Origin of the sequence: Neobacillus niacini (assembly GCF_023715785.1) — a bacterium.
Classification (GTDB): domain Bacteria; phylum Bacillota; class Bacilli; order Bacillales; family Cytobacillaceae; genus Neobacillus; species Neobacillus niacini_E.
Map to the genome: position 1 here is coordinate 476482 of NZ_JAMBOX010000002.1, position 17876 is coordinate 494357.

At 43.8% G+C, this 17876-nt stretch carries 17 protein-coding genes and 1 pseudogene; 3 read left to right on the forward strand and 15 right to left on the reverse strand.

Annotated features, from left to right (window positions below; all coding sequences use genetic code 11):
- Nucleotides 1-97: 97 nt before the first annotated feature.
- Nucleotides 98-1198: a metallophosphoesterase gene (locus tag M3234_RS06930; protein WP_262303996.1), complete on the reverse strand. Its 1101-nt coding sequence runs from the start codon at nt 1196-1198 to the stop codon at nt 98-100.
- 197 nt (nt 1199-1395) lie between these two features.
- Between M3234_RS06930 and M3234_RS06935 the strand changes: the two genes are divergently transcribed.
- Entirely contained in the window at nt 1396-1758 is a 363-nt protein-coding gene (locus M3234_RS06935) for a hypothetical protein (RefSeq protein WP_262303997.1), read from the forward strand.
- Nucleotides 1759-1807: 49 nt separating this feature from the next.
- Here M3234_RS06935 and M3234_RS06940 read toward each other — a convergent pair whose 3' ends face one another.
- From M3234_RS06940 to M3234_RS06950, 3 genes are read right to left on the reverse strand one after another with little or no spacing between them, the layout of a single operon-like run.
- Nucleotides 1808-2587 (reverse strand): DODA-type extradiol aromatic ring-opening family dioxygenase, encoded by a 780-nt coding sequence (locus M3234_RS06940; RefSeq protein ID WP_262303998.1) that lies wholly within the window; start codon nt 2585-2587, stop codon nt 1808-1810.
- 20 nt (nt 2588-2607) lie between these two features.
- Nucleotides 2608-3036, reverse strand: a complete 429-nt coding sequence (locus M3234_RS06945; RefSeq protein ID WP_262303999.1) for a DoxX family protein — start codon at nt 3034-3036, stop codon at nt 2608-2610.
- Between the two features lie 27 nt (nt 3037-3063).
- Nucleotides 3064-3708 carry an alpha/beta hydrolase gene (locus M3234_RS06950; RefSeq protein ID WP_262304000.1) on the reverse strand — a complete coding sequence of 215 codons (645 nt, stop codon included), beginning with the start codon at nt 3706-3708 and terminating at the stop codon, nt 3064-3066.
- A 279-nt stretch (nt 3709-3987) separates the two neighbouring features.
- Between M3234_RS06950 and M3234_RS06955 the strand changes: the two genes are divergently transcribed.
- The gene (locus tag M3234_RS06955) at nt 3988-4527 is read left to right on the forward strand and encodes a helix-turn-helix domain-containing protein (protein WP_262304001.1); all 540 of its coding nucleotides are present in this window, start codon (nt 3988-3990) and stop codon (nt 4525-4527) included.
- A 38-nt stretch (nt 4528-4565) separates the two neighbouring features.
- On the opposite strand, the gene M3234_RS06960 is transcribed toward M3234_RS06955, so the two are convergent.
- The 9 genes and pseudogenes from M3234_RS06960 to M3234_RS07000 form a co-directional block, all read right to left on the reverse strand.
- Entirely contained in the window at nt 4566-4817 is a 252-nt protein-coding gene (locus tag M3234_RS06960; protein WP_066304739.1) for a hypothetical protein, read from the reverse strand.
- A gap of 109 nt (nt 4818-4926) precedes the next feature.
- The gene (locus M3234_RS06965; protein ID WP_262304002.1) at nt 4927-5202 is read right to left on the reverse strand and encodes a DUF1292 domain-containing protein; all 276 of its coding nucleotides are present in this window, start codon (nt 5200-5202) and stop codon (nt 4927-4929) included.
- Between the two features lie 66 nt (nt 5203-5268).
- Nucleotides 5269-5589: pseudogene (locus tag M3234_RS06970) on the reverse strand (nucleoside recognition domain-containing protein); the annotation flags it as partial.
- Nucleotides 5590-5769: 180 nt separating this feature from the next.
- The gene (locus M3234_RS06975; RefSeq protein WP_262304003.1) at nt 5770-6465 is read right to left on the reverse strand and encodes a FeoB small GTPase domain-containing protein; all 696 of its coding nucleotides are present in this window, start codon (nt 6463-6465) and stop codon (nt 5770-5772) included.
- On the reverse strand, nt 6455-6709 hold the full coding sequence (locus M3234_RS06980) for a FeoA family protein (protein WP_262304004.1): 255 nt from the start codon (nt 6707-6709) through the stop codon (nt 6455-6457). The genes M3234_RS06975 and M3234_RS06980 overlap by 11 nt, the downstream gene beginning before the upstream one ends.
- Before the next feature lie 129 nt (nt 6710-6838).
- Nucleotides 6839-9115: a helicase C-terminal domain-containing protein gene (locus M3234_RS06985; RefSeq protein ID WP_262304133.1), complete on the reverse strand. Its 2277-nt coding sequence runs from the start codon at nt 9113-9115 to the stop codon at nt 6839-6841.
- Between the two features lie 187 nt (nt 9116-9302).
- Nucleotides 9303-10544 carry a glutamate-5-semialdehyde dehydrogenase gene (locus M3234_RS06990; protein ID WP_262304005.1) on the reverse strand — a complete coding sequence of 414 codons (1242 nt, stop codon included), beginning with the start codon at nt 10542-10544 and terminating at the stop codon, nt 9303-9305.
- 5 nt (nt 10545-10549) lie between these two features.
- A complete protein-coding gene (gene proB / locus M3234_RS06995; protein WP_262304006.1) occupies nt 10550-11662 on the reverse strand; it encodes a glutamate 5-kinase in 1113 nt (370 codons plus the stop codon).
- 434 nt (nt 11663-12096) lie between these two features.
- On the reverse strand, nt 12097-13413 hold the full coding sequence (locus M3234_RS07000) for an FAD-dependent oxidoreductase (protein ID WP_262304007.1): 1317 nt from the start codon (nt 13411-13413) through the stop codon (nt 12097-12099).
- Nucleotides 13414-13543: 130 nt separating this feature from the next.
- Here M3234_RS07000 and M3234_RS07005 point away from each other — a divergent pair, with 130 nt between their 5' ends.
- Nucleotides 13544-14782: an MFS transporter gene (locus M3234_RS07005; RefSeq protein ID WP_262304008.1), complete on the forward strand. Its 1239-nt coding sequence runs from the start codon at nt 13544-13546 to the stop codon at nt 14780-14782.
- Nucleotides 14783-14817: 35 nt separating this feature from the next.
- Here M3234_RS07005 and M3234_RS07010 read toward each other — a convergent pair whose 3' ends face one another.
- Together M3234_RS07010 and M3234_RS07015 are read right to left on the reverse strand one after the other, a co-directional pair.
- Nucleotides 14818-16173, reverse strand: coding sequence for an aspartate aminotransferase family protein (locus tag M3234_RS07010; RefSeq protein WP_262304009.1), 1356 nt, complete (start codon nt 16171-16173; stop codon nt 14818-14820).
- A gap of 156 nt (nt 16174-16329) precedes the next feature.
- Nucleotides 16330-17796 (reverse strand): CoA-acylating methylmalonate-semialdehyde dehydrogenase, encoded by a 1467-nt coding sequence (locus M3234_RS07015; RefSeq protein WP_262304010.1) that lies wholly within the window; start codon nt 17794-17796, stop codon nt 16330-16332.
- Nucleotides 17797-17876 lie beyond the last annotated feature (80 nt).

The window sequence follows — 17876 nt, forward strand, 5'->3', positions numbered from 1 at the left end:
GCACGTGGTCATAGTGCGCGTCTTATGACTTTTCATAGTTACAAATCGAACACAAAAAACCAACTCGGAGTCTGAGGTGACCCCAAATTGGTTCTTTTTATTTAAACGTTATTTTTATTTGCACAATTTCCGCCTGTGTTCCGATTCTTAAGGGTGTCCCCCAGAATCCATAACCGGAAGAAACAATTGAATGCATTTGTCCTTTTTTAAGATAGCCAAAATCATTTTCAAAAAGCATGTCTGTTACCAGATTGCCAGGTGCCATTTGTCCACGATGGGTATGGCCAGATACCATCAGGTCTACGCCATTTTTTACGGCAATGTCCAAATCGTATGGCTGATGGTCGAGCAAAATGACCGGTTTTGTTTTGTCGACGTGCTTCATTAAATCCGCAAGCTTTAAGCGTACGACATCTTGGTACCCACGGTCTTTCCTGCCTACTAGTGTAATCCCATTATCCAATACGGTAACCTCATCAGCAAGAAGTTTCATCCCGCTATTATTAAAAATGTTCACAAGGTCCACATCAGGATCCTCACGATCATGATTTCCAAAAGAAGCATAAACCGGAGCTTCAATCTCCTTTATAATGTCCGGAATCCCCTTCCGCAAGAACGGGCCAATGTCATCATCAATAATATCCCCAGGGAACAAAACCAGGTCAGGTTTCAAGGCATTTATTTCTCGAACGAGATTCCTGGCATGACTAGCTCCGGACATTTCACTAAAATGCATATCCGACGCCATAACAAAATTAATAGATTTAGCCCCTTCGACCTGTTTGGGTATGGTGATTTGATAGGTGTTGACAACCGGTGTAAAGGCATTATAAATCCCTAATACAAATAACCCAATAATGATAATAATTGTAGAAAAACCTGCCCATTTTTTCGCTTTCTCTTTTGGAACACGTGTAAACCTGGTCAAAAAAACAAATAGATTAACAAATGGAAGGAGCAAAACTAGATAGAAAAATAATCCAAGCCAAATGCCGCCTAGCCACGTTAACACCGGAATGTCATCCAAGAAGCGGGCGAACACAAAAGTGTAAGCAAATAGAATCAGAACTAACCAATATGTATATTTTACTCTTTTCCGATCACCGATGATGGTCTGAATCCACTTCCAGCCGTTCCAGCCGATATAGAACAACACTAAATTATAGACTAACAATACTACTGCGAAAAAAAATCCCACTAATATTTCCCCTCTTCACACTCATGATGCTTAATTTTATTAGAACGTATTTTTCCAGAAATGACAACAATTTGGTTTCTCGTCACGATTCTGTCATAAATACTGGCAATTGTCGAATAATTTTCCAATGTTTCTGCAGGAATCTGTCGAAAAAGAATGTAATATAGTAGATGAGTCTAAAAGAGGAGGAGAAAAGTATGAAGAAAAAAATTATGGCTCTACTATTCGGTGGGGCAATGGCGTTTTCGTTGTTTGCTGCACCAGGTAATCCGGTACAAGCAGCCGAAAATGATGACTGCGGTTGTCATGACCTAGTGCCACTATCAGGTGCCGAGAGAAATAAAATCGTAGCAAAATTTTTAAGCAGTGACGCTTTTAAGGACAAAAAAGCAGAGTTACTTTCATCAGGTAATAAGTGGAATGGTGCACACACTATTGAGGTTGTTTTACCTGCAGAAGGTGTTACCATGATAGGTGTTCCTTTTATTGATGCAAATGGAGTCCCGTTAATGTATGTATTTTTAAATGGAACTTTTGTAGGAACTGCACCAGTTAATTAATACAAACGAAACAAGCCCTGCAGTTGAATACCTGCAAGGCTTTTTCTTCTTATCCAAACTGCCAAACACTATGGGTAAGGCTTCCATACCGGAAACTGCGGTGAAGCAATGTTGCTTTCTTAGCATCATCCGCCGCTCCCATGGCATAAAACAGAGGTATAAAATGCTCGTTCCCGTATGGTGGGACAGCGTATGCCGCATTAGGTGCCAAGGTATCGTACTTGAAGAGTGAATCCAAATCCCAAGTCTGGATATGGTGGGCAAGCCAGTCCTCAAATTCAAGTGCCCATGGGAATACTTCGCCGTTGTCAGCCCAGTTTAACGCTCTTAGGTTGTGCGAAGTACCTCCGCTTCCAATTATTAAAATATCGTTAGCTTTTAACGCCGACAATGATTTACCGATTTTATACTGTTCCTCTGGTGTTAGGTTAGGGTTAACCGACATTGCAATAACCGGAACATCAGCATTTGGATATAACATCCGTAGAACAACCCAAGCACCGTGATCCAACCCGCGGCTTGTTTCAACCTGGTACTGAATTCCATTAGCTTCGAATAAGTCCTTTATTTCTTGTGAAACCTGATGATCGCCTTTTGCTGGGTATTGAATCGTATACAGCTCCTGCGGGAAGCCGCCGAAATCATAAATAGTGCTGTACTCATCCACGTCACTGACTTTTTGCTGGCGCGATTCCCAGTGTGCCGAGAACACGACGATTGCTTTCGGACGAGGCAAATTCTGCCCCACCACATTTAAGAATTGAGTGTATTCATTGTTTTCAATCGCCAGTAACGGCGAACCGTGAGCGATAAATAATGATGGAAGCATGTTACGTCCTCCTTTTCGTTTTAAGCTGCTTTTTTTACATTAGATTCATGTTTATCTTTTTTGAAAAATAATGCATCAAGTGCAAACATCTTGCTGCCAGTGATGGCAATAACCAACGCCATTGCAGCCAGCGCCAAATCCAATTCATAACCGGCACCTTGGCCATTGCCTAAAAAGCCGCCGGCTAGTTTCGCACTAAAAGTTGCTCCGAGCATTAATAGAACAAATAACGCGGATACAATTCTGCTGCCCAATCCAACAATTAATGCGATTCCTCCAACTAGTTCCAACAAAGCAACAGCATAAGCCAAGAATCCTGGTAGTCCGATGCTGTCAAACCAGCCGACGATATTTTCAATTCCGCCCTGGAATTTCACTAATCCGTGAATAAAGAATGTTACTCCTAAAACTAAACGTAAAATTAATGTACTTGCTTCAATTCTTTTCATGTCTTTCTTCTCTCCCTAATATATTATTTATTTTGTTAAATCTTCTAATAACCACTTCGTAAATTCCTGATAGTTACTTAATGAAACAGTATGGCCTGCCTGATACCGATGAAAGGATACCTTTGCGCCGAGGCTGCTAAAATACTCATCACTTTCAACACCCCACTGAAAAGGAAGGACTGGGTCCATTTCACCGTGAGATATAAAAATAGAAAGTTCATCAACCGGCTGCAAATTGTAGTCTTTTTTTACAAAACCAGGAATGTAGCCGCTTAGAGCAATAATACCTCGAATCCGATTCCCTAGTGTCAATCCCAAGGTCATCGAAAGAATCGCCCCTTGGCTGAAACCGAGCAGGTAAAGCTGCTTCAAATCAATTGGATATTGTTCACAGGCATAATCAATAAAACTGGTTAGCTTGCTGACAGTATCGTCAAATACCTCACGATAGGGTTTACCAAACCCCTCAATTGTGAAAAAAGCAAAACCTGGCGGCTGTGGAATAGGTCCACGAATACTAAAAATATAAAATTGCTTTTCCAGACCGGCTGCTAATGACAGCAAATCTTGTTCGTTGCTTCCCATACCATGCAATAAGAATAGTGCCGGATAGGTCTTATTGGGTTCAATCTGATCGGGTTTACGGAGCTCATATATCATTGGCGCATTCATACCCATCACTCCTTGAGGAACATTTCATCTATTTCACCTTAATAGATTGGCTAATTTTCAAAATACTACTTACTTTTACAAAAACACCACCTTTTTATTTTTTATAAACAAAAAAGATTCATATTAGAAAACCTAATGACAAAAAATAAAAACCACCTAGTTTTCAAATATGAACTTTTATTGTCTATAACATAACAAGAAGTTCGCTAGCTTGTCAATTGTTTTTTTGCTAATATAGAATTATGTTTTGTATAATGAAACCCAAAGAGGTGGATTACCATGGATATCGGATCAAAAATACGCGCCATACGAAACCGAAAAAAAATAACGATCGCCCAAATGTGTGAAGGCACTGGACTATCGAAAGGATTTATCAGTAATGTCGAGAACAACAACACCTCGCCATCAATTAGTACATTGCAAACCATTGCCACCTTTTTAGACGTGCCATTGCCGTATTTGTTGCTAGAGAAAAAAGAGCATATGAAGGTTGTGAAAAAAAGCGAACGCACCTATTCGACCTTTAACAGCCTAAAAGTGGAACATATCTCATCGAAGGGCGGCCTAAGGATGATGAGCGTCGAGTTTCCCCCAGGCGCCTGTATTGGCGAAGCCCATTCGCATGAAGGAATAGAAAGTCATTTGGTCTTGGAAGGGAAAGTATGGGCCCAACAAGGCGAGGATACCTTTACTTTGGAGGAGGGAGATTCGTTCAGTTGGAATGCCAGTGTTCCGCATACAGTGAAAAATATTGGTGATACAAAAGCGGTCGTTTTAATTGCTGTTTATTCTGATAGCGAACTCAGTGATTTATTTTAACAAAAAAGAGAGGGCAAGTATTTACACCCTCTCTTAAGCTAACTTATATGTTCTTCATTATTTTCCGCTGTATTGATTAATGCTCGTTTATTTGGAACTTTCGTCAAGTTTGATCTCTTAAGCAGGTAATTGAGGTGTTCCACGGGCATTGACCCGTATCCCTTGTCTTCCCCGAGCGTAAACTGAACGGTTACGCCATTATTGGAAATGACCGTCAACGATTCAGCAGAGTTAAAGTTTCCTTGAATCCCCTGAGAAATTTGAAACTTGGTACCTTCTTCAATCGGCATTTCTTCTTTCCTCCATTGTTTTACTCCCTAACAGTATACCATTATTAAATTTATCCATACATAATTTTCCAGTTAATGAAAAGAGAGGCAATTATTTGCCCCTCCGTGGTTATTCTTCACCCTCGGCATCCATCATTTCATCAAAAGCTTTGGTGACTTTATCAAATTCGTCATCGTTTTCGATTTCGGAAAGACTTCCATCCTCCTCTGCTTTTAAGAAAAAGATATCGATGTCCTCCTCATTTTCTTCCTGAATGTCCTCAACAAATGCGACTACAGCGTATTCCGCTCCTTCTACCTTTAAGATACCGAGTACCTCTACTTCTTGCTCTTCACCGTTTTCGTCATTTAGCGTATATATTTCGCCTGCTTCAATCTTACTCATTTTCGGTCTCCTCCCGATTTAAAAAAATGCACTCCTATACAGTATTTCATAAAAGGGGCCATTTAATCAAATTAACCCTAACATTCTTACTGTTTGGGTAATGATGAACGGGACGAGAATCGCGATAACCGTTGGAATCAGGAACGATAGAAATGTCCACTTTTTCCTCTTTGTTTCTTTGTAAATATTGAGCATGGTTGTGCCGCATGGATAATGGAGAAGCGAAAACAGCATCATGTTTAAGGCAGTAAGCCAGGTGCAGCCGTGGTCATGAAAGATTTTTTTCAAATCAACCAGACTGTCAACCTCTGTCAGCGAACCAGTGGATAAGTAGCCCATTAACAAAATCGGAAGGACGATCTCATTCGCCGGCAGCATGATGGGAAAGCCAAATATCGGCGAGGTAAAGATGGCATCGAGCTTTTCCGTTCGCGTATCCCGTTTGTTTTTGTATAGGAAACGCCCTCTTGGCATAGCTTGTGACTGCGCTCGTATAGCTGTTTAACAATATCATCTCTCATTTTTGCTGTCGATAGTTGCTGCGCTTCCACTAAAGCTGTTGAATATTCATCCCGATACCCCTTCAGGTACAAATCGCTTCGCCAATTCCGTCAATAACGCCTCATCCCCATCAAGCAAACGCAGCGAAATCCACCGGGCCGAAATCCGGTCGCCGACCACCTCGCGCACTTTTGGCTCGATCTTGCCAATTTGCGCTTCGATTTCTGGCGAATACTGCATTTGGGTCGGGTGGCATTCAATTTCCCCTGTGACAATCCGGTCAATCGTATCAAGCAATACCGGGAACCCTTGCTTATTTCGGGCCGAAATTTTAACGACCGGTACACCCATGCGGTTCATCAGCAACCGCTCATTAATTCTGATTCCCTGTTTTTCCGCTTCATCAATCAGGTTAATACAGACAATCACGTTTTTAGTCATTTCCAGAACCTGCAGGGCTAGATTGAAGTTTCGCTCCAATGAAGTGGCATCCAACACCACAAGGGTGACATCCGGTTTTTCGAACACAATGTAATTACGGGCCACTTCCTCATCCTTGGAATTCGAAAACAGCGAATAAGTGCCCGGAAGGTCGATGAAATGCAAGGTTTTATTTTTAAAAGAAACACTGCCTTGAGCCAGGGAGACGGTTTTCCCGGCCCAGTTGCCGGTATGCTGCCGTAAGCCGGTTAACGCATTGAACAATGTGCTTTTTCCCGTATTCGGGTTCCCTGCCAAGGCAATCCGATATTCATTCCCCATTAGCAACCAGCTCCCCTTCCATTTTTTCACTTTCCTCTTTTCTTAAGGCAATTGTCGTTTGCGCGACCCGGAAAGCTATCGGGTCTCCCAGCGGGCTTTTTCGGACAACCTCTACCACTGCACCCGTAACAAACCCCAAATCCAATAATCTTCTTCTCATCACTCCATCAAGGTTAATGGAGGTAATTTTTATTAAGTTTCCTTTTTGTCCATTTGCCAGTTTGATAATATTAGGTTGAGCCATCTCTATTGCCCTCTTTTCAAAGTTTTTACCTAATGCAACTTTTTATTAATTATATGATAAAAATTCCGAAATTGTCATCCAAAATGCAAAAATTTATAAAAAAAAAGCACACCCATTTTTAGATGTGCTCTAGATTACTGTATAATTGCTCCATTCTTCAGGAAGCAGGGCGTGATAAGGCTGCTTTAGGAAACGGTCATCAATCAGGACGATGGTACCCCTGTCCGTCTCCGAACGGATCAGCCGGCCGGCCGACTGCAAAACTTTGTTCATGCCGGGATAAACGTAGGCGTAGTTGTATCCGTTTTTACTATTTTTATTAAAATGATCTTTTATCAGATCTCGTTCAAAACAAATTTGCGGCAAACCTACACCGACAACCATGACCCCATTTAAACGGTCCCCCTTCAAATCAATCCCTTCGGAAAAAATACCACCAAGGACGGCAAAACCGAGTAAAGTGTCCGTTGAATCAGGCTGGAATTCCTTTAAGAACGCCTCGCGGTCAGCTTCAGTCATTCCCTGTGACTGAAGCAGTGTATTTGTCTCAGAATCCTGTTGCTTGAACTGTTCGTAAACTGTTAGCAGGTACTGATACGATGGGAAAAAGATCAGCCAGTTTCCGGGATTGTTTTTGATGAATGTTTGGATGGCTGCAACGATTTCCCCCTTTGTATTTTCCCGGTCCCGGTAGCGGGTGGACAGCGGTTTCAGGTAAACATCCGTCTGTTCTTTGGAAAAAGGAGATGAAATCATAACCGCAAAGTCATCTTCATTCCCGCCGACAACGTCTCGATAATAGGTCATCGGTGACAGAGTTGCTGAAAAAAATACTTTTGACCGAAAGCTCTTCCCCATCTGTTTTAACAGTTGTGATGGATCAAGGCAGAATAGCTTAAGAGTAAAATTATTTTTATGTTTCTCTCCATACATTACGAAATGGTCATCGAGCAATTCTGCGATTTTTAAAAAGCTTTGGACAGTAAAGTACGAGTCGAGTAGATTGGCATGGGGCTCGATCTTAAGCAGTGGTTCGGCCGTTTCAATAAATTCGTGGAGCAGCTCTATTAAGCCTTCATCAAGCGTTTCGATGACAAATTCATTCTTATTTGGATGTTCTTTTTTTAACGAAATAAACCATGAGTTAACCTTCCCGGCTGCTTCATAGACTGGCTTATTAATTCCTTTGTATTCCTTTTTAAGCTGCAGGAACACATCTTTGCTGATGGAGGCCGAAAACATTTCTCGGCCGCGGTCGACTAAGTTATGGGCCTCATCCACCAGTAAGACAGTGGACTTCTTTTGCTCCTCAAATAGACGCTTTAGTGAGACCTGTGGGTCGAAAATGTAATTATAATCGCAAATGACGGCATCGACGGCATAGGCAAGGTCAATCGAGTATTCAAACGGGCAGACCTTATGTTTGAGGGCATACCTCTCGATCACTTCACGGGTAAGCCCCTGTTCATTGGCCAAAATGTCCAGGACAGCCCCGTTAATTCGATCATAATAGCCATTGGCAAATTCGCAGTATTCCTTTTGGCAATTGGTTTCGTCTTTAAAACATACCTTATCTTTTGCGGTAACTGTAACCGACTTTAAACTAAGGCCGCAGGCGCGCATCCGGTCTAACGCTTCCTCTGCCGTTGTCCTGGTAATCGTTTTGGCGGTCAGGTAGAAAATGCGGGTAATCTCGCCTTCACCAATCGCTTTGACTGATGGAAAAAGCGTTGAGATGGTCTTTCCGATTCCAGTCGGGGCTTTCGCAAACAAATTCTTTCTGTCTGAAATGGTCTTGTAAACCGCTCCCGCCAGTTGCCGCTGGCCATTTCGATAAGAAGGGAACGGAAAGGCAAGTTCTTTGGCAGATGCATTCCGGTTTTCGATGTGCTGCAGTTGAAGCCGGGCATATGGCGCGTAAGTTTTAATCACTTCATATATGAAATCTTCTAGTTGCGTTAAAGTGAACTTACTTTTGTAGTATTTTTTCTGGTCTAATTCCGTATTGACGTAAGTGAGCTGGACAAAAATATCTTGCAGCTTCTGTTCTCTGGCATAGATATAGGCGTAAGCCTTTGCCTGGGCCCAGTGAACGGGATAGCCCTCCCCCTCTAACTGCTCTAAAGGCCTGGAGAAAGACTTGATTTCATCGATTGTGACTTCACCGTCCTCAAAAAGCAGCCCATCACAACGGCCGTCAATGACAAAGTTCATCCCGTCAAAAGGAATTTCCACGCTTAGATAGACTTCTTTTTGATCCCCAACTTTATAGGTTTTCTGGATTTTTTGATGGGCCCTTGTTCCATCCACGAGTGTCGATTGCGGCCGGAACCGCGAATCAATGCTGCCGCTGGAATAAACATATTCAACTAGGGTCCGTACCGATATATGTATGTCAGACATTATAAATCAACTCAGTTCGCGAGAATATATGTTCTTATTATATCAAAAATAGTTCGGGGCACGCGTTTATTTGCGCGTTTTTGTGATTTATTTGCGGATTTTGGACTTTTATTTGCGCAAAATGGAGTTCTATTTGCACTTTTAACGATTTTATTTGCGCAACGAAAAAAACTCCCCATAAAGAGGAGTTCTATCCGCGAATTTGCCCCGTGCCTCGGACAAACGCTTTTGTAGTGGTAATTGCTTTTAGTCCCATTGGACCGCGGGCATGGAGCTTTTGCGTACTGATGCCGATTTCAGCACCATAGCCAAATTGTTCGCCATCGGTAAATCTCGTAGACGCATTATGATACAGCACCGCTGCGTCCACCGCCAGGAAAAATAACCGAACATTTTCTTCATGTTCAGATATAATCGCTTCGGAATGCTTCGTTCCGTATTGATCAATATGTTCAATCGCTCCTTTAAGGTCTCCAACTATCTTTACCGCCAAAACCGGCGCTGAAAATTCTGTCCCCCAGTCTTCTTCCGCAGCCTGTTTGACAAATGAAAATTCATCACACAAACCATCATCCCCACGGAGTTCCACACCATTATGATGAAGTTCGTTCAATAACTCAGAAGTATGAGCCCAGTTTTCGTGAATTAACAGCGTTTCCACCGCGTTACAAACCGAAGGACGCTGTAATTTTGCATTTAGCACTATCGGAATCGCCATCTCTTTTTTCCCAGATTCATCAATAAAGATATGGCAGTTTCCAACCCCCGTTTCCAATACAGGAACAGTCGCATTCTGCACCACCGACTGGATTAACCCCGCCCCGCCGCGCGGAATTAGCACATCCAGATATTGATTCAATCGGAACATTTCGGAGGCCGTTTCGCGGCTCGTATCCTCCAAAAGCTGGACTGCATCTGCCGGAATCGCCGTTTCTTCCAGTGCGGCACGCATCACTTCTACAAGTGCCTTATTGGAGTTCAACGCTGAGGTACTGCCGCGTAACAGCACGGCATTGCCTGCCTTCATACAAAGGGTCGCCGCGTCAACCGTCACGTTCGGCCTTGCCTCATACACCATTCCAATCACCCCAAGCGGAACCCGGACGGTTTCAATTTGCAGGCCATTTGGGCGGTCCCAAGCTTCAATCCTTTCACCAATCGGATCTTCAAGTTCAATAACCTGGTAGATACCATCAACAATTTGATCAATCCTGTCAGAGGTCAACAGCAGGCGGTCCAGCAACGATTCCGACAAACCGTTAGACTTTCCGGTCGCAAGATCCTTTTGATTTTCCTGTAAAATGTACTCCTTTTCTGCGGATATTCGCTCCGCCATCACCGCTAACGCCTTATTTTTTTCCCCGCTGGACAGCATCCCCAGTCTTTTTGATGCCGCCTTCAATTTTTTCGCTTTTGTTAGCAATTCCGTCATGCCCCTCACTCCTCTCTTAATTTCACCCAATTATCCCGATGTATCACTTCTGCCCGGTGATTAATCGAATACGCTTTCGATTGTTCGCTAGGAAGTCCCTTAACCTTCGTCAAATCCAGTGCTGAAAAATAAACCTGTCCTTTGCCAATTGTTTTTCCCTTTTGATTGCGGACCTCGACAACGTCCAAGGCATTAAATTCGCCGATGACATTCGTTACTCCTACCGGCAGCAAACTTTTCCCCTTCTGTACAATCGCCTGCTCGGCTCCTTCGTCGATTTCAACGACGCCGCCAACCTGGGAATGGTAAGCAATCCATTGCTTGCGCATTTGCATTTGTGTTTGGAACGCGCCGCCGATATAGGTGCCATCCCCTTTCCCTGCCAAAATGTCCACCAATTTTTCCGGGCCTGAACCTCTGCCGACAAAGACACTGACACCTAACGATAATGCTTTTTTCGCTGCGAGCAGCTTCGATTTCATGCCGCCGGTTCCGACACTTGACCCACTATCACCGGCAACCGCCAGCAAATCTTCCGAAACCTCAGGGATAAAATGATATTTTTTTGCAGTTGGCGACACCCTTGGGTTCCCATCGTAAATCCCGTTTACATCCGTTAAAATAATCAGCGCATTTGCATGCAAAAATCCGCTTACCAGTGCCGACAGCATGTCGTTGTCGCCAAACGTCAACTCCTCGATCGCGACCGAATCATTTTCATTAATAATCGGCAGCACTCCCCGATGAAGCAACTCGGTCATCGCGGAATATAAGTTATGAAACCGCTGTTTATTGTAAAAATCCTCTCTTGTTAACAGGATTTGTGCCGGAACAATCTCAAATTTTTGAAAAAGCTCATTATAATGCTGCATTAGCAGGCCTTGGCCAACAGCCGCAGCGGCCTGTTTGCCGGCCACCGTTTGCGGGCGCACCGGGTAGCCAAGCGCTCCAAAGCCGGCTGCAACCGCCCCGGAGGAAATGAGAATCACATCATGACCTTGTTTTTTCAATTGCGCTATTGCCTCGACATGGTCGCGCATTTTCTCGGCTGATATTGCCCCTGATACTGTCGTAAGCGAGCTGCTGCCGATTTTTACAACTACCAATTGTTTCTTCATTTCGACCCCTTCTTTTAAAAAAAATAAAAAACGACTCTCCTGTCCTATACAAAGGACGGAAAAGTCGTTTCCGCGGTACCACCTTATTTGATGCCATGCACCCACTCGATCCCTTAACGCGGGTAACGGCTTATGTTTGCATAAGCAGGTTAATAGGGCAGGTTCAATCCTCTTTCCATGAGAAACCTTGCAGCCACGGGTTTCACTCTCTGGCATGTTCCAAAAATTTACTGATCCCTTACTGATTTCTTTTTTAATTTTATTTATTATCTACAGAAAATCGATAAAAGTCAATGGAATTTTTTGAAAATTTCATTTAAAATAAATAATGAGCCAACCGAAAATTTCGGTTAGCTCATAACGTTTTATTGGTTACCTTATTTACCCCATAATCTTTTCCAATTAATAAGGAAGTAACTTACCGCAAAAAAATTTTATACTTTGGTTTTAAAAACTGCTTTGATGGTAGATGGTTTAAAAAGAATCAAGGCAGATCCTGTCAAATTCATCACTTTAATAAAATCTTGATAGATGGGACGATTTACCGCAGATTGCTGAAAAATTCGTTTCACATACCATTGTTGAAAACGTAAACCGAATGGTTTCTTGCCTTTAACCCCTGGGTATCGGAAGTCTTCGCATAAAACCATCGACCAAACCGGGGCCACGATTTTCGCCAATTTCTTTTGTAATTTTTTCAAGCTGCCCAGTCTGGAAGCTTCCGAAAAAAATTCTCCTATTGCCAATGCTTCCAGTGCTGCAATACTCATCCCTTGACCGAATACTGGATCGATACGGCAAATGGAATCACCCGCAACTAAAAGACCTTCCGGAAGCTTGATTTTATCGAACCGGCGCCATTTGATCTGAGGAACTTTAAAAATTTTCGTTTCGGTTAGGGAGGAGCCATTTACCAGTTCTTGATAAAGATCAGGCAGCGGCAGCTTGGCGGCTTGTTCAAGAAAACCTTGGTCACTCCTGACGTCTGCTGGATTCAAGCTGTTTAAATAGCCGATTAGTGTCACGATATATTTATCATCTTCGACCATCGAAAGCGTACCCCCAATCGTTTGAGAGGGTGCTTCTGGATAAATAAGCTTAATTTTAAACTCCCTTGGCTGCACCGGTAGTTGAAATTGTCTCGTCGCATAGCAAAGGCCGATTTCAACTGTTTCTTCCGGAACCGATCTGTCTTGTTTTTCCAACCAGGCCTTCGTCAAAGAGCTCGAGCCGCTCGCATCAATGACGATATCTGCTTTTAGATGTTTTTGTTCATCATTTTCCAGGACCTCCACTCCGTTTATCACATCTTTATCAGATTGATAGGAATATGCTAGCACTCTGATACCATATGTATAGTGGATATTAGGAATTAGATTGACCCGATCATCTATATAAGATTCCAACAATGGTCTTGTTTGCAGCAATGTCGTATCGTTCCCTTTAAAACGCATTTTCCAAACACCATGGTGATACCAGGCCAAATCTTCCGTGGAATTAATTATAATCGACCCACGGGAAACCATATCTTGTTTAAAACCGGGAAAAAGAGTTTCGAGAGCATGATCACCGGCGTGAAGCAATGCATGAATGTGATTCCCCTGGGTTACTCCCGCTCTGACGGTACTATTGTTACCAGGATATTGATCCTTCTCCAAGATTTCAACTCTATTAAAATATGGCGAGATGGCGGCGGCAATTAGTTTTCCGGCCATTCCCCCGCCAATGATGATCGCTGTTTGCTGATTCAATTTGCACTAACCCCTTTTATACCGATTTCAGCCATGAATAGTTTATCACATTTTCCAACATCACAATGATTTAAATAGAATAGGATTAGGTACGTCAAGGGGATTTTTCTATCGAAAAGGAGAACATCACATGGATAAAAAAAATCGGAACCGATTGTGGCTATATGCCATTATTGGCATGTTAACAACCATTGTTGTATTAGCTTTTGCACGCCTGTCATACGGCATCATTCTCCCGTTTATGAGAGATGGGCTGTCACTTACATATAAAGAGGCGGGTTTTCTGGGAACAACCACGTCATTTGGATATTTAAGCACGTTAATCTTCGCTGGCATTCTTGCATCCAAATGGGGATCCAAAAAGACGGTTTTACTTGGGATTTCACTTGTTACAGTTGGGTTGGCCGGACTTTCGGTCACAGCCGCTTATTCCGTTGCATTTTTATTTATGCTGTTATTGGGAATTGGGACATCCTTCACCTTTACGCCATTTATTTCACTGCTAGTCGGCTGGTTTCCTCAGAAAAAAGGCCTTTTGATTGGGTTGACAACTAGCGGAGCAGGAATTGGGATGCTGTTTTCCGGGATCATCATCCCCTATTTAAACAGCCTAAACAGCAACGATGGCTGGAGGCTTGCTTGGGGCATTTATGCTGTCATAGGTTTGATCGTAGTAGTTTTGACATTCATTTTTATAAAAAATCCGCCAAATGAGATACCATCTGGAGAACATTCCCCACGTCCATCAGCAAAAGAGATCTACAAAAATCCAAAAGTGATCAACATTGGCCTCATTTATGGAGTTGTCGGCATTACCTATATTGTTCAGGCCGTTTTTATCATGAGCTATATGATTGATTCGGGTGTCGAAGCTAAATTTGCTGGTCAGCTAATGGCGTTGAACGGAATACTGTCGATTTTTAGCGGTCCGATTTGGGGATCTATTTCCGATAAGATTGGGCGGAGAACCTCATTAATTTTGACAATGGCGCTGACGATGGTGTCGATGCTCCTGCCTGTGGTATTGCCGACTATTATAGGATTTACCCTGCATATTGTATTGCTAGCCAGTACCACTACAGGTCTATTTACCCTGACACAGGCTTCCAGCATGGATTATGTCAAGCCTGCTGACATCCCAATTGCTTTCAGTTATGTGACTTTTTATTTTGCGGTGGGACAGTTGATTGGTCCTGCCATTGCCGGGTGGCTAATCGAGGATTGGGGCGGGTTTCAAACGGCCTTTATCTTCTTAACAGCTTGTTTGGCTTTAGGACTGTTGCTAACCCTTAGAGTAAGGAATTCTGAACAGAATCAGCCGGAAACGGCAGGGATTGAGGCTGGATTAAATGAACGGGCCGCACCATGAAAGAAAACTCGCAATTTGCGAGTTTTCTTTTCATCCTATTTAATTTTCTCAAGTGATTCTGTCAATGTTTTAACCAGAAACTTCAGGTCATTCTGTTCAATACTAAGCGGCGGGGATAGTGTCAGCACATTATTGTAGCCGGCGACCGTTGCCCCATTTTTTCCGATAATAACGCCCTGATCCTTACAGTTGGCAATAACTTGATTGACCAGCCCAACATCAAGCGGCTCTTTTGTATCTTTATCCTTCACCAATTCAATACCAATCAACAGGCCCTTGCCGCGGACATTGCCGACATAGGGATGATCCTGCAGCAGGTTGATCAAGTCATTTAACAGCTGTTCTCCTAATTCTTTCGATCGGTCAAACAGCTTTTCTTTTTCCATGATTTCTAGATTTTTGAGCGCCAAGGCACAGGCAGCCGGGTTGCCGCCAAAAGTGTTTACGTGACGGAAATAATCATATTCATCTGTCCCTTTAAACGCTTCATAGATATCCTTGCGAACAGCAGTCGCCGATAATGGCAGATAAGCGCTCGTAATCCCTTTTGCCATTGTAATGATATCCGGTTTTACCCCATAATTCATGAAGCCAAATGGTTTTCCAGTCCGTCCGAAGCCGCAAATGACTTCATCGACAATCAACAGGGCACCATGCTTCTCGCAAACCTTTTTGGCAGCCTGCATGTATCCATCAGGAGGAACGAGGATGCCTCCGCCGGTAATAATCGGTTCCATAATCAATGCGGCAATCGTTTCGCTTAGTTCCCATGTCATGGTTCTGTCGAGGTCTCTGACGGATGACAAATCCATGGGGTCTGCTACGTTTGTATCATCGCGGTACGAATCCGGCGGTGGCACATGGACAAAGCCTGGTGCGAGCGGTTCATATTTATATTTACGCTGCGCTTGGCCGGTTGCCGCCAATGACCCAAAGCCGTTACCGTGGTAGCCCCGGTAGCGGGAGACGATTTTATAGCGGTTATGTTCGCCCTTTTGCTGATGGTACTGACGGGCAATTTTAAAGGCAGTTTCATTTGCCTCTGAACCGCTATTGGAGAAGAATATCACATATTCATCTCCGAGCATTTCATTTAGCTTCTCTGCCAGTTTAATAGCGGGTACATGGCTCTGAGTAAGTGGAAAATAGGCCATTTCTTTCAATTGTTCATAGGCGGCCTCGGCAAGCTCGGTCCTGCCATAGCCGACATTCACACACCAAAGCCCGGCCATCGCATCCAAATAACGGCGGCCATCAACATCGGTAATCCAAGACCCTTCTGCCTTCTCCACCACAATCGTAGCCTGCGGGCTATAAGGCCTCATTGCGTGCCAAACGTACTTATCATCCTTATTAACCAAAGTATCCTGAGAACGATCCGTTTGAACCATACCTCATCCCTCCGATTCCAATAAATGGGTTTCGGTGCCTGACACCATTAGCTGAGTTACCATTATTCTTATGCTCCAAATACTCGCTTCGGTGCCTGACACCAAATGTCATCTTTTCATTATCCTTATGTGACAATCCCCCTGCGCAAGCCTTGCCTAGGCGTCGAAGCGGGAGGTGATCATTTTCTTTCTGGTGTAGAAGTTGACGCCGTCTTTGCCGTTGACGTGCATGTCACCGTAGAAGGAGTCCTTCCAGCCGGAAAATGGGAAGAAGGCCATGGTGGCCGGGACGCCGACGTTAATGCCGAGCATGCCCGCGTCGGCTTCTTCGCGGAATTGCCGGATTGCCTTGGCGTTGTTTGTATAAATCGTGGCCCCATTTCCGTATCTCGACCTGCGGATATACTCCAAGCCCTCATCCAAATCCTTTGCACGCAACAGGCTTAATACCGGGGCGAAAATCTCATCTCGGGCAATCGTCATCTCAGGTGTAACATGATCAAAAATGGTCGGGCCGAGGAAATTTCCGGAAGGATGGTCATCCATTTCCTTGCGGCCGTCCCGAATCAATTCTGCTCCCTCCGTAACTCCCTTCTCAATGTAGCCAAGAACCTTTTCACGGTGTTCCTTGCGGATTACTGGGGTCAACAGGACTTCCTCATCCATGCCATTCCCCATAATCAATTCATCCGCTTTTTTCCTTAGCGCCTGCACAAACGGCTCGTTATCCCCGACAACCACTACCGCGCTACAAGCCATGCAGCGTTGTCCGGCACTGCCAAAAGTGGAGCTGATAATATGTTGCACGGCCTTATCCATGTCGGCATCCGGCATCACGATATGATGATTTTTAGCACCCGATAATGCTTGAACCCGTTTTCCTTCTGCGGCAGCGCGTTCGTACACATACTTTGCCACCGGCTGTGAGCCGACAAACGAGATAGCGGCAATATCTTTATGCTCAAGAAGGCCATTTACAACATCATGAGCGCCATGAACGATGTTTAGAACGCCCTTTGGAGCCCCTGCCCTAGTAAACAACTCTACCAATCGATTAGCCAAAATCGGCGTCCGCTCAGATGGCTTCAATACGAACGTATTTCCACAGGCAATCGCAAGCGGGAACATCCATAACGGTACCATCATTGGGAAGTTAAACGGGGTGATTCCCCCAACCACGCCAAGGGGATAACGAAACATTTCCGAATCAATCTCCTCCGCAATACCAGACAACGTCTCGCCCATCATCAGTGTCGGGGCACCGCAGGCAAATTCTACACACTCAATCCCGCGCTGCACCTCGCCGTAAGCTTCTTTGTAAGCCTTCCCATTTTCTTGGACAATCAAGCGAGCCAATTCCTCATGATTCTCGGTTAATAGCGTGTGATATTTATAGAAAATTCTCGCACGCTTTGGCACAGGAACGTTTTTCCATGATTGAAACGCCTCTTTAGCGGCAGCAACGGCCAGATTCACGTCCTCCTTGGAGCTTACTGGCACCTTCGTCAACAGTTCATCAGTTGCCGGATCTGGAACATCCAACGTCTGACTGCTTAGTGAGTTTACCCACTCTCCATTTATATAATTCTTCAAAACTGCCGTATTACTTTTTGTTACACTCATCTTTAGTCCTCCTTAAACAATGGTTACTACACTCATTATCTCTTATTCTGAAAAATCAATCATTAGACAGAATGTCAAAC

Coding starts and splice junctions, on each gene's coding strand:
- M3234_RS06935 (WP_262303997.1), top strand. CDS start 1,396: ATGAAGAAAAAAATTATGGCTCTACTATTCGGTGGGGCAATGGCGTTT.
- M3234_RS06940 (WP_262303998.1), bottom strand. CDS start 2,587: ATGCTTCCATCATTATTTATCGCTCACGGTTCGCCGTTACTGGCGATT.
- M3234_RS06945 (WP_262303999.1), bottom strand. CDS start 3,036: ATGAAAAGAATTGAAGCAAGTACATTAATTTTACGTTTAGTTTTAGGA.
- M3234_RS06950 (WP_262304000.1), bottom strand. CDS start 3,708: ATGAATGCGCCAATGATATATGAGCTCCGTAAACCCGATCAGATTGAA.
- M3234_RS06955 (WP_262304001.1), top strand. CDS start 3,988: ATGGATATCGGATCAAAAATACGCGCCATACGAAACCGAAAAAAAATA.
- M3234_RS06960 (WP_066304739.1), bottom strand. CDS start 4,817: ATGCCGATTGAAGAAGGTACCAAGTTTCAAATTTCTCAGGGGATTCAA.
- M3234_RS06965 (WP_262304002.1), bottom strand. CDS start 5,202: ATGAGTAAGATTGAAGCAGGCGAAATATATACGCTAAATGACGAAAAC.
- M3234_RS06975 (WP_262304003.1), bottom strand. CDS start 6,465: ATGGGGAATGAATATCGGATTGCCTTGGCAGGGAACCCGAATACGGGA.
- M3234_RS06980 (WP_262304004.1), bottom strand. CDS start 6,709: ATGGCTCAACCTAATATTATCAAACTGGCAAATGGACAAAAAGGAAAC.
- M3234_RS06990 (WP_262304005.1), bottom strand. CDS start 10,544: ATGACGGAATTGCTAACAAAAGCGAAAAAATTGAAGGCGGCATCAAAA.
- proB (WP_262304006.1), bottom strand. CDS start 11,662: ATGAAGAAACAATTGGTAGTTGTAAAAATCGGCAGCAGCTCGCTTACG.
- M3234_RS07005 (WP_262304008.1), top strand. CDS start 13,544: ATGGATAAAAAAAATCGGAACCGATTGTGGCTATATGCCATTATTGGC.
- M3234_RS07010 (WP_262304009.1), bottom strand. CDS start 16,173: ATGGTTCAAACGGATCGTTCTCAGGATACTTTGGTTAATAAGGATGAT.
- M3234_RS07015 (WP_262304010.1), bottom strand. CDS start 17,796: ATGAGTGTAACAAAAAGTAATACGGCAGTTTTGAAGAATTATATAAAT.